Source organism: Enterobacteriaceae bacterium Kacie_13, from assembly GCA_013457415.1.
Lineage (GTDB): Bacteria > Pseudomonadota > Gammaproteobacteria > Enterobacterales > Enterobacteriaceae > Rahnella.
Genome location: CP045665.1, coordinates 2,090,280 through 2,103,683, shown reverse-complemented (window position 1 = coordinate 2,103,683; position 13,404 = coordinate 2,090,280). Strand labels below are relative to the sequence as shown.

The 13,404-nt window shown below is 51.1% G+C and carries 11 protein-coding genes, 1 tRNA gene and 3 pseudogenes; 9 read left to right on the top strand and 6 right to left on the bottom strand.

All coding sequences use genetic code 11. The features are described from left to right. Positions 1–171 precede the first annotated feature (171 nt). Together GE278_09695 and GE278_09690 are read left to right on the top strand one after the other, a co-directional pair. Positions 172–831 (top strand): hypothetical protein, encoded by a 660-nt coding sequence (locus GE278_09695; protein ID QLK61008.1) that lies wholly within the window; start codon positions 172–174, stop codon positions 829–831. A 262-nt stretch (positions 832–1,093) separates the two neighbouring features. Further along, a pseudogene (locus GE278_09690) lies at positions 1,094–1,591 on the top strand (DUF2891 family protein). Positions 1,592–1,616: 25 nt separating this feature from the next. Here GE278_09690 and lpxA read toward each other — a convergent pair. Next, the gene (gene lpxA / locus GE278_09685) at positions 1,617–2,408 is read right to left on the bottom strand and encodes an acyl-ACP--UDP-N-acetylglucosamine O-acyltransferase (protein ID QLK61007.1); all 792 of its coding nucleotides are present in this window, start codon (positions 2,406–2,408) and stop codon (positions 1,617–1,619) included. A gap of 384 nt (positions 2,409–2,792) precedes the next feature. Here lpxA and GE278_09680 point away from each other — a divergent pair, with 384 nt between their 5' ends. Next, a complete protein-coding gene (locus GE278_09680; protein QLK61006.1) occupies positions 2,793–4,421 on the top strand; it encodes a phosphoethanolamine--lipid A transferase in 1,629 nt (542 codons plus the stop codon). Between the two features lie 24 nt (positions 4,422–4,445). On the opposite strand, the gene GE278_09675 is transcribed toward GE278_09680, so the two are convergent. Continuing rightward, positions 4,446–5,342 (bottom strand): LysR family transcriptional regulator, encoded by an 897-nt coding sequence (locus GE278_09675; protein ID QLK61005.1) that lies wholly within the window; start codon positions 5,340–5,342, stop codon positions 4,446–4,448. Positions 5,343–5,501: 159 nt separating this feature from the next. On the opposite strand from GE278_09675, the gene GE278_09670 reads away from it, so the two are divergent. Continuing rightward, on the top strand, positions 5,502–6,008 hold the full coding sequence (locus GE278_09670) for a phenolic acid decarboxylase (protein ID QLK61004.1): 507 nt from the start codon (positions 5,502–5,504) through the stop codon (positions 6,006–6,008). A gap of 74 nt (positions 6,009–6,082) precedes the next feature. On the opposite strand, the gene GE278_09665 is transcribed toward GE278_09670, so the two are convergent. Then, positions 6,083–7,096: an alpha/beta fold hydrolase gene (locus tag GE278_09665; protein ID QLK61003.1), complete on the bottom strand. Its 1,014-nt coding sequence runs from the start codon at positions 7,094–7,096 to the stop codon at positions 6,083–6,085. 227 nt (positions 7,097–7,323) lie between these two features. Between GE278_09665 and GE278_09660 the strand changes: the two genes are divergently transcribed. The 3 genes from GE278_09660 to GE278_09650 all read left to right on the top strand — a co-directional run bounded on the left by GE278_09660 (position 7,324) and on the right by GE278_09650 (position 10,026). Next, complete coding sequence (locus tag GE278_09660; protein QLK61002.1) at positions 7,324–8,859, top strand: EAL domain-containing protein; 1,536 nt, start codon at positions 7,324–7,326, stop codon at positions 8,857–8,859. Between the two features lie 171 nt (positions 8,860–9,030). After that, positions 9,031–9,807, top strand: a complete 777-nt coding sequence (mtfA, locus tag GE278_09655; GenBank protein QLK63260.1) for a DgsA anti-repressor MtfA — start codon at positions 9,031–9,033, stop codon at positions 9,805–9,807. Positions 9,808–9,950: 143 nt separating this feature from the next. After that, positions 9,951–10,026, top strand: a tRNA-Asn gene (locus GE278_09650). Between the two features lie 112 nt (positions 10,027–10,138). Here the strand turns inward: GE278_09650 and GE278_09645 are convergent. Together GE278_09645 and GE278_09640 are read right to left on the bottom strand one after the other, a co-directional pair. Further along, on the bottom strand, positions 10,139–10,756 hold the full coding sequence (locus tag GE278_09645; protein ID QLK61001.1) for a thymidylate kinase: 618 nt from the start codon (positions 10,754–10,756) through the stop codon (positions 10,139–10,141). Between the two features lie 102 nt (positions 10,757–10,858). Continuing rightward, a pseudogene (locus tag GE278_09640) lies at positions 10,859–10,924 on the bottom strand (VOC family protein). A gap of 555 nt (positions 10,925–11,479) precedes the next feature. Here GE278_09640 and GE278_09635 point away from each other — a divergent pair. Then, on the top strand, positions 11,480–12,586 hold the full coding sequence (locus GE278_09635; protein ID QLK61000.1) for an ABC transporter substrate-binding protein: 1,107 nt from the start codon (positions 11,480–11,482) through the stop codon (positions 12,584–12,586). A 118-nt stretch (positions 12,587–12,704) separates the two neighbouring features. On the opposite strand, the gene GE278_09630 is transcribed toward GE278_09635, so the two are convergent. Then, on the bottom strand, positions 12,705–13,199 hold the full coding sequence (locus tag GE278_09630; protein ID QLK60999.1) for a glutathione peroxidase: 495 nt from the start codon (positions 13,197–13,199) through the stop codon (positions 12,705–12,707). Between the two features lie 64 nt (positions 13,200–13,263). On the opposite strand from GE278_09630, the pseudogene GE278_09625 reads away from it, so the two are divergent. Continuing rightward, a pseudogene (locus tag GE278_09625) lies at positions 13,264–13,374 on the top strand (LysR family transcriptional regulator). Positions 13,375–13,404 lie beyond the last annotated feature (30 nt).

Genomic DNA, 13,404 nt, shown 5'->3' with positions numbered 1-13,404 from the left:
CCAACGTATCCCGGGCCTGGCCCTCAATGTGGCAGTTATCATAGCACCGAACTTTACGGCACAACGGCGTACGTTCGGAAACGGTTAAGAAAATTTTGACACCGCGGTGAGGTCTTCTATCATCCAGGGTAATGCGATGGATAAAGAAAATCTTAAAACCGGGTGAATATAATGTCTGAATTAATTCGTGAGAAACTGTCCCTGCCGAAAGGGCATGACCGGCTGTTACTGCATTCCTGCTGTGCACCCTGTTCGGGAGAAGTGATGGAGGCTATTCAGGCATCCGGGATTGAATACACGATATTCTTCTACAATCCGAATATTCATCCGCAAAAAGAATATGTGCTGCGTAAAGAAGAAAATATGCGGTTTGCCGAACAACATGGCATACCTTTTATTGATGCGGATTACGATACTGATAATTGGTTTGAACGCGCACGCGGAATGGAAAATGAGCCGGAGCGAGGGATCCGCTGCACCATGTGTTTTGATATGCGTTTCGAGCGCACCGCGCTTTATGCATGGGAACATGGTTTCAGTGCTATTTCCAGTTCACTGGGTATTTCGCGCTGGAAAGATATGCAGCAGATTAATGGCTGTGGTAATCGTGCCGCTGCGCCCTATCCTGGCATGGTGTACTGGGATTACAACTGGCGTAAAAAAGGCGGTGCGGCGCGGATGGTCGAGATCAGCAAGCGCGAACGCTTTTACCAGCAGGAATACTGCGGCTGCGTTTATTCTCTTCGCGACAGTAATTTGCATCGCAAAGCGCAAGGGCGAGATCTGATTAAGCTCGGCGTGAAATATTACGGCGATGAAGACGACGAATAGTCTTATTGCGCATAACGCTCCTCTTGCTCTTTTTTTAATTAATCCGGCGCTGCGCCGGGTTAATTATCCTGATAATAGTTCATTCCTCCCGTCAATTTCACTGCCAGATAATTCACAGCCAGCTGACTATTTTGTCCGATAACAAAACAGCCAGTGTGCAGAATAATTTTTTGTTACCGGCTGTCTGGCGATCCTGCTGGCGGTAATTGCCGGTACCGGCAAACTGGGTAAAGGTAAAACCGACAGCGAACAACCAGAAATGTTTGCACTGGCGCTGACGCTCGATTATGCCCGCAGCATGAAGCATGAATCGTTGTGTGAGCTGATTAAAGAAACGGCGCTGCGCTGGCATCTTGATGACAGGCATTGTCAGGCGTGGGAACCGGGGGGCGATGAGTTTCTGTCACCGTCGCTGATGGAAGCGGAGCTGATGCGCCGCGTGCTGCCGGGGGAGGAGTTTGTTATGTGGTTCGGGCGTTTCCTGCCGGATCTGGCACAGGGTCAGCCCGCAACGCTGTTCACGCCCGCCACCGTCACCGACCGCAGCGATGGCAAAATTGGTCATCTGGACGGGCTGAACCTCAGCCGCGCCTGGTGTCAGCGTGCTCTGGCCTCAGCGTTACCAGAAAATGACCCGCGCGCAGCACTCTTACGTCAGACCGCAGAGGCTCATTTACACAGCGCGCTGGATCATCTTGACAGCGATTACATGGGCGAACACTGGCTGGCGACCTTCGCCCTGCTGGCGCTGGAAGCCTGAGCACCGGCGCGGGGCATATTTCGGGTCAACCGCGAATAATGCCCCGCGTCGATCGTGTAAAGAAATCATTGAACTGGCGCAGTATCGGATATTCCATGCTGAGCCGTTCAATCTCCAGTTTCACCACCTCTACCGGCTCCTGCTGGTGATACAGCAAATCATACAAATGGCGGATTATCCGCTGCTCGTCGGCATTTGCGCCAGCAAACCCCTGCGCATTTTCATTAATTCCCTGCGGAACCGCGCGGTTGCCGTTCGCCAGCACATAGGGCGGAACGTCCTGCACTACGCAGGTGTTGTCCAGCAGGCGCGAACCGGTGCCGACAATGCAAAACTGATGCACTGCGCACAACGAGCCAAGCTGTGAATAATCCCCCAGCGTGACGTGACCGGCCAGACCGCTGTGATCGCCCATCGTGGTGTGATCCCCCACCTGACAGTCATGCCCGATGTGCACCCCTGCCTGAAAGATATTTTGATTGCCGATACGCGTGACGCTGCCGCCCTGCGCTGTGCCACGGTGCAACGTTGAGTGGCGGCCAATGTCATTTCCATCACCCATTACGAGGCGAGCCGGTTCACCGTCATACTTTAAATCCTGACTGATTTCGCCGACTGACGATCCCATGCCAATTCGGTTCTCACGACCGATACTGGTATCGCCATTAATGACGACGTGCGAGGCAATGACGGTGCCTTCTCCGATCCGCACACCGGCAGAGATAAAGCAGAAAGGCCCGACAACGACATGCGGACCGATAATGACACCAGGTTCAATGATACTGCTGGCCGCAATTGTGGCCGAAGATGAAATCAACGCAAAATCCTTCTGACAACCGCTCTGCGTGCAAAAGCCGAACGCCGTAAACGTCAGTGGTAAATTAAACCGAATCTGGATTAACCAGCGGGAAGATCAGAATGAGTCGGGAGGTGCACTCAGAAAGCTATAAACAGGTCGATTACTTTTTGCGCAACTCTCCTGCTATGCCGCCCAGCATAAGGGTTTAGAGGCGTAAACCCAGCCAACTATATTTTATTTATTTTCTGAACCTTTCTTAAAAATGAGAGCTGTGAACAATTTATGACATTTAGTTTAAGGCTTTCTTAAGCTAGCAATATTATGATTCCGCACAATTCATTTATGTGCGTTATGGTTTCGGGCCGTTAACGCCAGCACCCTTCAGCTTTTTGGGAGTTTTCATTGCGCTATTTATTTCCGAAGATCAGCTACTTCCGGCTGACTTTGCTGCTTAGTTTGTATTTTACGTTTATCGTTAACCTGCCAATTTTGTTACATTTTTACCGTATCCTGCATGCGCTGCCCGCTTACAATCTGGCGTTTGCACTGACCATTCCCGTGGTGCTTTTTTTCGCCCTGAACTTTGTGTTCACCCCTTTCAGTTTCCGTCCGTTGCTTAAACCATTCTTCATTATTATTTTACCGGTCAGCGCGCTCGCCAGCTTCGCAATGATGACCTATCAGGTGGTTTTCGATCGCGGGATGATTGAAAATATTCTGGAGACGCAGTCGGCGGAAGCAACCTCCTATCTCAATATGCGGGTAGTGCTGTGGTTTCTACTCACAGGCGTATTACCTGCACTCCTGCTGTTGTTCACCCCAGTCAGCTATGGCAAAACCCCTCTTCGACGACTCGGTGTACGCCTGGTGTCAATGATCGTGTCACTGGCGATCGTCGCTTCCATTGCGGGGGTGTTCTATAAAGATTACGCCTCGGTCGGGCGCAACAACCGCACCCTGAATCTGGAAATCGTGCCGACCAACTATCTCTACAGCGCGTTCCAGTATATGAATCACCGCTATTTCACCAAGAAGATGCCGTTCCAGAGCATCGGTAACGATGCAAAACTTGTGCAGAAATCGGGTGAAAAACCGAATCTGGTGTTCCTGGTGATCGGCGAAACTGCCCGCGCGCAGAATCAGTCTTCAAACGGTTACGCTAAGCCGACCAACGAATACACGCAGGCTATGCCGGACGTGGTGTTCTTCAACCACATGACCTCCTGCGGTACTGCCACGGCGATTTCGGTTCCCTGTATGTTTTCCAATATGAAACGCACCAACTATGATGCCAACCGCGCGCGTAACAGCGAAGGTCTGCTGGATATCCTGCATAAAGCCGGCGTGTCAGTGTTCTGGAAAGACAATGACGAAGGGTGCAAAGGCGTCTGCGACCGTGTGCCAAACGTCATCATCGACACCAAAAAAGACGGTAAATATTGCGATGGTGATACCTGCTACGACATGGCGCTGCTGCAAAATATCGACGATGACATCAAGCCCGACGGTAAAAATACGCTGATCGGCCTGCATTTAATTGGCAGCCACGGTCCGACCTACTCAAAACGCTATCCGCCGGAATTTCGTAAATTCACCCCGGACTGCCCGCGCAGTGACATCGAAAACTGTACACAAGAACAGCTGGTGAATACCTACGACAATACCCTTTACTACACGGATTACGTGGTATCGCAGGTGATTGAAAAGGCAAAGCAGTATCAGGATAAGTATAATGTGGCGGTGATTTATCTTTCAGACCACGGGGAATCGCTGGGCGAAAATGGCCTTTATTTGCACGGCACGCCGTACAGCGTCGCCCCGGCGCAGCAGACGCACGTGCCGATGCTGTTCTGGCTGTCCGACGGTTATGCAAAGGCACAGGGGATCGATATGTCTTGCCTGAAAGCCAATGCGGCGAAAAATGATGTGTCGCAGGATAACCTGTTCCATACCGTTCTGAGCGCGATGAACGTGCAAACCAGAGAACGCGACCCGCAGCTGGATATCCTCGCGGCCTGCAAAAAACCGTAAGATGAACAATGGCTGCCCTGAAATTCAGGGCAGCATTTCACACTCCGCCAGAATACACTGCGAAAGCGTCCCGATCGTCTGATCAAAGTTTTGCGATTCTTTATCCATCACCATGTACAGCGCCGTTTGCCGCACCGTTCGTGCTGCCAGCATCAGGCGGCTGAGCACGCCACTCTCCAGTACTTTCTCGACACTTCCCAGCGGCAGCCAGCCGTATCCCACGCCGACCGAAATTGCTTCTATCGCTGCGGCCACCGTAGTAAATGTCCAGTTTGCCGCCTGCCCGGTTGCCCGATTCTCCGTGGGCTGCGAACGCCGGTCAGCCACCGAGATTAACGGGAAGCGCGCCAGATCTTCGGCGGAAAGTGGCGCGGGCAGCTGTAACAGCGGGTGATCGCTTTTCGCCACCGGCACGAAATCTACATCCAGAAGAAACCGCCCGTGAATGGCATTTTCCGCAGCCAGCGTAGTGATGTACAAATCCGCCGATCGCTCATTTAATTGCTCAATACTTTCGCCCCGCAGAATTTCCGTCAGGTGCACCTGCGTGTCCGGAAACTCCTGCTGAAAGGCTTTCAGCGCCCGGAATAAGCGATCTTTCGGGAACACGCTGTCGACAACCAGACTCAGCTCAGTGCGCACGCCTCCCCGCAGCCCGGCGGCGCGATGTTCCAGTTGCAAAAACGCAGAGATAAGCGGCGACGCCTGCGCCAGCAAGGCGCGCCCTTGTTCGGTCAGCAAGGCTTTGCGTCCGTTGATTTCCAGCAATGGCAGCCCGAGGCGCTCCTGCAATCCACTCAACGCGTAACTCACCGACGACTGACTTCGATTAAGCACCGTCGCCGCCTGCGCAAAACTCCCCTGCTCAATCACGGTTTGCAGCACAACCCATTGTTCCAGCGTAGTTCTTGGCAGCGCCATATTCTTATCCTTATCTGAAGCCGTTGGCTCTGTGCATAATACATCTATTTATCCGATTGCTTTTATCGTATATCAGCGTTTTTTTATCAAAAATTTGCGGCGTATTATTCTCCCATCGAAACGAAACGTTTCATCCCGAACACATTAAGGAGAATCACCATGAGCAACTTTGATAAACATGACCTGAGCGGTTTCGTTGGAAAACATGTGATTTATACCTACGACAACGGCTGGAACTATGAAATCTATGTGAAAAACGCCGAAACGCTGGATTACCGCATTCACAGCGGTCTGGTGGGTAATCGTTGGGTAAAAGACCAGAAAGCTTACATTGTCCGCGTGGCCTCTGATGTGTATAAAATCTCATGGACTGAGCCGACCGGGACTGACGTCAGCCTGATTGTGAATCTGGGCGATAACGTTTTCCACGGCACCATCTTCTTCCCGCGTTGGGTAATGAACAATCCGGAAAAAACTGTCTGTTTCCAGAACGACCATATTCCGCTGATGAATGCTTATCGGGATGCCGGACCAGCCTATCCGACCGAAGTGATCGACGAATTCGCCACCATCACCTTCGTCCGTGACTGCGGTGCGGATAACGACTCGGTGATCGCCTGCGCAGCCAGCGAGTTACCGGCTAACTTCCCGGATAACCTGCGTTAATCGCTGTTACGGTAAATTGCAGACAAAATAAACCGCAGCCCTTACAAGCTGCGGTTTTTACATTGTGGCAGAAATCAGTTTGCTAATGTTTTCAACAGTGCGGCGTTAAATTTCTCCGGCTCTTCCATCTGTGGCGCATGGCCAAGCCCTTTAAATTCAATTAATTTCGCATGTGGGATCAACTTCGCGGCTTGTTTGCCCAGCACGTTATAGTGACCGATTTTGGCTTTCACTGCCGCCGGAGCAATGTCACTGCCGATGGCCGTGGTATCGGCTGTGCCGATCATCAGCGTAGTTGGCACGCGCAGATTTTTAAATTCGTAAAACACCGGCTGAGTGAAGATCATGTCGTAAATAAGCGCTGAGTTCCACGCCACCAGTTTATGCCCCGGCCCGTTGTTCAGCCCCGCCAGCATATCTACCCAACGGTCATATTCCGGTTTCCATTTATTTACGTAGTAGGTTTTCAGCTCGTATTGCCTGATGCTCTCCGCCGAGGTTTTCAGCTCGCGGTCATACCACTGATCGACGGTGCGGTACGGCACACCTTTGGCTTTCCAGTCTTCCAGACCTATAGGATTCACCATTACCAGTTTTGAGACTTCCGCCGGGAACATCAGACTGTAGCGCGTCGCTAACATCCCGCCGGTCGAATGCCCGACAATCACAGCTTTGGTGATCTTCAGGCTTTTAAGCAGTTCATGGGTATTGATCGCCAGCTGCTGGAAGCTGTACTGATAATGGCCGGGCTTGGTGGATGAGCAGAACCCCACCTGATCGGGCGCAATTACCCGATAACCTTTCCCCGCCAGCGCCGAAATGGTATCGCCCCAGGTGGCGGCGCAGAAGTTTTTACCGTGCATCAGCACCACCGTCTGACCGTTCTTGCGCCCGACCGGCGAGACGTCCAGATAGCCCATCTGAAGCGGTGCACCCTGCGAGGTAAAAGAGAACTGTTTTAGCGAAAACGGGTAATCAAAACCCTGCAACTGCGGCCCGTAGGATGGCGCATCGGCGGCCAGCGCAGAGCCGCTCGCACAAAGAGATAAAGCAGCGGCACACAAAAGCAGTTTAAAGCGGGGAAGCATGGGATCGTCCTGATGTTGTTGTCTGACAGGCGGCGTAAAGGCTTATGCTACAAACTTTAGGCTTCCCTGCAAAATGAAACCGCACAAACTGATTTTTCGGTTTGGGCCTCAGGTACATAACGAAAAAATTTCCCGCTCGATCTCATCACCTGTCCAGCAGTTTCGCCCCATTATGCGTTATATTAAAGACAGTCAACCTTCACAAATTCTTAACGGTGGATACTCCTTTGGCCCTCTCCGTACCCTGGCAATACCGCCCGCGATTCAGACTTTGTCTGTCGATACTGGCTTTTCTGGCGGTCGCCGCACTGGGCACGTTAGCCATTTCGTGGCAGACCTCGCAGGGCCTGCGTAAGGATACCGCCGCCAGCCTGGCACAATCCGTACGCCTGGTGGACATGACACTCAACAATGCAACCGAAGCTGCCAATGCCGTTCGTTCACTCGTCGGCACGCCCTGCACCGAAGACACTATTCAGGCATTACGCTGGCAGGTCGCCAGAGTACCGAACGTGCGCACCGTTAACCTCTATCGTGGCGATACCATTTACTGTACCTCCCTGTTTGGCCATAACATTGATTACGTCTCAACTGGCGACTACGCCGGCGGGCAACTGCTGTTGATGAGCGGCAATGCCGTCACGCCGGATCATCCGCTAATCGCCTATCGCCGCGACGTTGATGGTAACGGTGTTCTGATTGGCGTCGATGGTTATTTCCTGCATAACATCCTCAACCTGCTCAGCACCCATACCTATCTGGTGCTGAAAGTCGGCGATCAGTGGATGGATAATCAGGGCAAAATTCATCGTGAAGAAGGCTGGCCGGAAGGCGAGCGCATGATGCTGGCGTCAAAACAATACCCTTATGAGATGCGGCTGGTGATCCGTAAAAGCGATCACTGGCGCTATATCTTTGATTATGCCACCGCCAGTCTGGTGCTCTTCCCGCTGGTCGGGGTGTTTGTCGCTTTTATGATCTACCAGTTGCTTGGCCGGTTTGCGACACCGGTGACGGCGCTGAGAGCGGCGATGGAGAAGAAGCAGTTTATTCCGTACCTGCAACCGGTGGTGGACGGCACTCACCATCAGATTACCGGCTGCGAAGTGCTGATGCGCTGGCAGCATCCGCAGTCCGGATTGATCCCGCCTTATCAGTTTATTCCCCTGGCCGAGGAAAGCGGCCTGATTGTTCCGATGACCCGTGCAATGATGGAACAGGTTCGTGAACAGTTTGGCCCGCTGGCCGCCGGCTTACCGAAAGGTTTCCATTTCGGCTTCAACATCTGCGCCAGCCATTTTAAAGATCTGACGCTGGTGGAAGATTGCAAAGCTTTCATCGACGCCTTCAAAGTTAATCCGGTTAAACTGGTGCTCGAGCTCACCGAACGTGAGCTGATCGAACAAACGGAGACGACGCAAAGCCTGTTCAACGGGCTGCGCCGGATGGGCGTGCTGATTGCGCTGGATGACTTCGGCACCGGCCATTCCAGTCTGGCGTATTTGCAAAAATTCCACATTGATATCTTAAAAATCGACCAAAGTTTCATTGGCCGCATCGGCACCGACGCGCTGGCCGGGCATATTGTCGACAACGTGATCGACCTGGCGAAGCGACTGCAAATGGTCATTGTCGCCGAAGGGGTCGAGACGCAGGCGCAGGTCGATTACCTGACGCCGTACCAGATCGAATTCCTGCAAGGATACTTTTTCGGCAAGCCGGTAGCGGCCAATGATTTTGTCGAAAAGTGGTTAAAGGAATAACGTGAGCTATGTCTTATTAGATGACTGCACATTTTGCTTAAAATCAGCGTATGTGTAACATCCACTCAGAACCCGTGCAGCACGACGCTAACTTATTGAAGTTACTTGTTTTGGAGTAACATTTTAGCCTCAGGCACTGACAGTTTACGTAATCACTTTGCGAGCAAAATGATGATTAAGTGGCCGTGGAAAGCAAATGAGCTGAAAATCGAGAAATCAGATGCATGGAACGATGCGCTGAATATCCCGCTGTTGTCCTCGCTGAACGAAGAAGAGCAACAACGCCTGATCCAAATCGCCAGCCAACTGCTGCAACATAAAAGGCTGGTGCCGTTGCAGGGCGTCGTGCTGACCGAACAGATGCAGGCACGCATCGCACTGCTGTTCGCCCTGCCGGTAATGGAACTGGGCGCGGCATGGCTCGATGGCTTTCATGAAATCCTGCTCTATCCTTCCCCTTTCGTGGTTGATACGCCGTGGCAGGACGAGAACGGGCTGATCCACGCCGGTATGCAAATCCATGCCGGACAGAGCTGGGATCAGGGTCCTATCGTGCTGAACTGGCAAGATATCGAAGATTCGTTCGATAACTCCGGCTTTAATCTCATCATTCATGAAGCTGCGCACAAGCTGGATATGCGCAACGGTGGCGAAGTCACCGGTATTCCGCCGATCGCGCTGCGGGAAATAGTTGCCTGGGAGCACGATTTGCAGGCCGCGATGCAGAACCTGCAAGATGAGATAGACACCGTCGGCGAAGAAGCTGCCAGCATGGACGCCTACGCCGCCACCGATGCCGCCGAGTGTTTTGCGGTGCTTTCCGAATACTTCTTTAGTGCGCCAGAATTGCTCTCCGACCGTTTTCCGCTGGTATACGGCCATTTCACACGTTTTTATCAACAAGACCCGCTGGCACGGCAACGTCGCGGACAACGCTGCGATTGTTAATCGGGCCAGAGAAGACATATTTTCAGGCTCAAAATGGTGATTTTCAGCCGTATTGATTAGATGCTGAGCAGTCAGAGTATTTTATCGAATTTAGCGTTGACACCCAGGCGTCCGCTGGATATTATGCGCCCCGTTCACACGATTCCTCTGTAGTTCAGTCGGTAGAACGGCGGACTGTTAATCCGTATGTCACTGGTTCGAGTCCAGTCAGAGGAGCCAAATTAGAAAATCCCGCTTAAGGAAACTTAAGCGGGATTTTTGCTATTGGTGGTAATAGATTGCCGTAGCTAGGGGCGTCATGCGGCAAAATCTCTGCCCGCAAAACCGATGCCTAAGGGCATCCAGGCACTCTGTAAATCTCAGAAATGACCTGCATCGTTGCGTCTTCGATCGTTCCTTCATTACGGCATAAAACCCAGCCATAATTTGCATTTTCTCGCTCGAATGCCTCGGTACAAGCGACATGTTCTTCCAGCTTTTGAATCACAGTACTGCTTAGCCCGCGCGTTCGGGACGCGGCCCTCGCCCAAGAAATATCAGGTGCAGTAACAACCCCGACATGCAGGTCTGGCCTTCGCACGTTTCGTGCAATATTAAGTTGTAAAATCTCTGCAAATGGGACCATCCGGCGAAACGCGGCGTCCGATGGATACCAGCGATCCATCAAGATAATGCTGTCCGGTGGCTGTTTAGTCAGCACATGCTGTGAAATCCATGCCCGGCTATCAGCCAGGCGCTCACAAACCTCCCACTCCAACTCCCGTACGGGATTTCTGGCAAGCCTATTAACGAGGGCCATTGTTTCCCTCCTAAAGGGATCACTTTTTTTCTCGCAAAGTCGGATCACCTTTTTATTGTCGGCCCTTAGTACTTTCGTAATGGCCTCCAGCAGTGTGGTTTTGCCGACGCCCTTGGGCCCGTCCAGAGAAATAAACAAGGGACGACTCATTCTTGAAATGACGTGTAATAGAGGGTTTTTATAAAGCTCAAATCTGGCAAAAGCATCTTACTTCCTTCGAATGAACAGCTGCCCCCTCTTCGTTCGTCGGAGCGAGATTTTGATGTTTTTTACGGGTATTACGGCTGCTATACGACCAAATTTAACGGGATGCTGCATGATCAACCTCATGGTTGTTAATCAATAGCATAGCGATGGGCGGTGCCGTAGCTAAGCGACTGGACGGTGCCAGATGATTCATAAAAGTATGATATTTTCTTTATAAATGGAATTGAAACTTTTAAGTTCAGTGACAAATACTCACACGCTAACTTTCTGTTGTGATATTAACGTCCGCTTCTGGCACACCGCAGAAAAACACGCGCCGATGAAGGTCTGCTGAGACCGAGAATCACATGATTATTGCCGCTGTTCTTTCGAGTCAGTAGGCACTCCACGTTCGCTGACCCTTCCGATCTTTTCCCGCGGCACATTGACGAAACGTCCCTGAAGGTTAAGACAGTGCCCTTTATTTTACCCAGCCTGTCAGCGCAGCTCCCGATTCTGACTGTACTAATGCAACCAACCAATCGTATAATTTAATACCGCGAGAGTAACAGGGCGGGATTCTCTATTTTTCGGCAACTTAAGTAAAATTAAATAATAATAAATCTGTTTTTTATAAAATTAAATCTCGGCCTCAGATAATAATCACATAATACCTAAGGGAATTAAATGAAGTTACTTCAAAGTTTGCTTTTTATACTGTCCGTTGCGATAACCGGTCAGGCCAATGCCGCCACCACCACGCTGACTGATGTACTGGGAAATAAAATAACCTTAGATACGCCGGTGAAAAGAGCGGTATTAGGTTTCTATTTTGAAGATTATATGGCGGTGGGTGGTGAACAGGCGTTTGATCATATTGTCGGCATTTCGCGGGAAGCCTGGCATGGCAAAGTGCCGGCCAACTGGGATATGTATATTAAACACCGCCCTTCCATTGCCGACATTCCGGATATTGGTGAGATCGACCTGCACAACGTGTCGCTGGAAAAGTTAATCAGCCTTAAGCCAGATGTGGTCATTTTAGCCAGCTGGCAGTACGCGGCGTTGAAGTATGAAGTCACGCAGCTTCAGAGTTTGCATATTCCGGTTGTCGTGCTCGATTACAATGATCAGACGGTAGAAAACCATGTGAAATCCACGGAAATAATCGGGGTATTAACCGGTCAGACTGACCGCGCCAATGATCTGGCCCGGCTTTATAAAAATAACATCACGCTGATTGAAGACAGGATCAGACAGGCAAATCTGCCTAAGCCAAAAGTCTACATTGAGTTTGGTAATAAAGGTCCAGCGGAGTATTCCTTCACCTATGGCGAAAATATGTGGGGTGTGATGCTACGTCTTGCGGGCGGTGAAAATATAGCAGCACCTTTTGTTAAACAGTGGGGCGAAATTAATCCTGAGCAGTTGCTGGTCGCCAGACCGGATGTGATTTTTATTTCCGGCAGGGAGAACAATAAGGTTGATACGGCACTAGAAATGGGTATCGGCGTCAAAGAAGCCGCAGCAAGAGCTAAACTCAACGGGTTTACTCACCGTGACGGCTGGGATTCATTACCGGCAATTCAGAATGGTAAACTCTACGGCGTTTATCAGGGCGCATCTCGTACGCTGGTCGATTTCACAATGGTACAGTTTATCGCTAAATCTCTTTATCCTGATTTATTTAAGGATATTGATCCGGTGAAAAACTATCACGATTATTACCAAAAATATCTGCCAGTTATGCCGGTGGGCACCTTTGCGTTATCGGCCAGCGGCGGTCAACACTAATTGTTGATCATTGTCGTTAAAAGAAGCCCGGATTATTTCCTGATGCTTGTCAGTTAAGCTTTTGACGGTAGCCGTAACGCGGAGCGTTGCGGCTTCTTTCTACCGCCCTTAGTTCTAATTACAGCGAAGCTTTGCCTTCAAGCGCAGTAAGTATTGCGGCTTCTATTTTCTCCGGGGTAGAGATCGGTGCAAATCGCCGGAGCGGTTTGCCATCTCGTCCGATCAGAAACTTAGTGAAGTTCCATTTGATCCGCCCGCCCAGTACGCCGGGTAATTCATCCTTCAGGTAACGAAAAACCGGGTGTGTTGCTGCGCCGTTGACCTCCACTTTCTCGAACATCGGGAAACTCACACCGTAGTTGATGTGACAGGTCTGCGCGATTTCCTCGGCACCACCGGGTTCCTGCTTACCGAACTGGTTGCAGGGGAAACCAAGCACCATCAGACCCTGCGCGGCGTACTTCCTGTAGAGCGCTTCAAGCCCTGCGTATTGTGGCGTGAACCCACAATGGCTGGCGGTATTAACCACCAGAACCAGCTTGCCCGCGTAGTCGGCCATAGAGATGTGTTGGCCACGCAGGCTGATGGCATTAAGTTGATGAAAGGTGGTCATCTCGAAATCCTCAGAGCAGAATCAGTTCGACGTCGACATTACCACGCAGACTGATAAACCTTGATCCTATCATCCCTTATCAGGCGCTGAAATTGAATTCGATCTCGTCATCGGCTATCGCCATCTGTCTCCATCAGCACAGGCCTTCGTGCTTTCTGCAAAAGAAAAGCATTAGAAAAGCCCGCTTGAGGAAACTCAAGCGGGC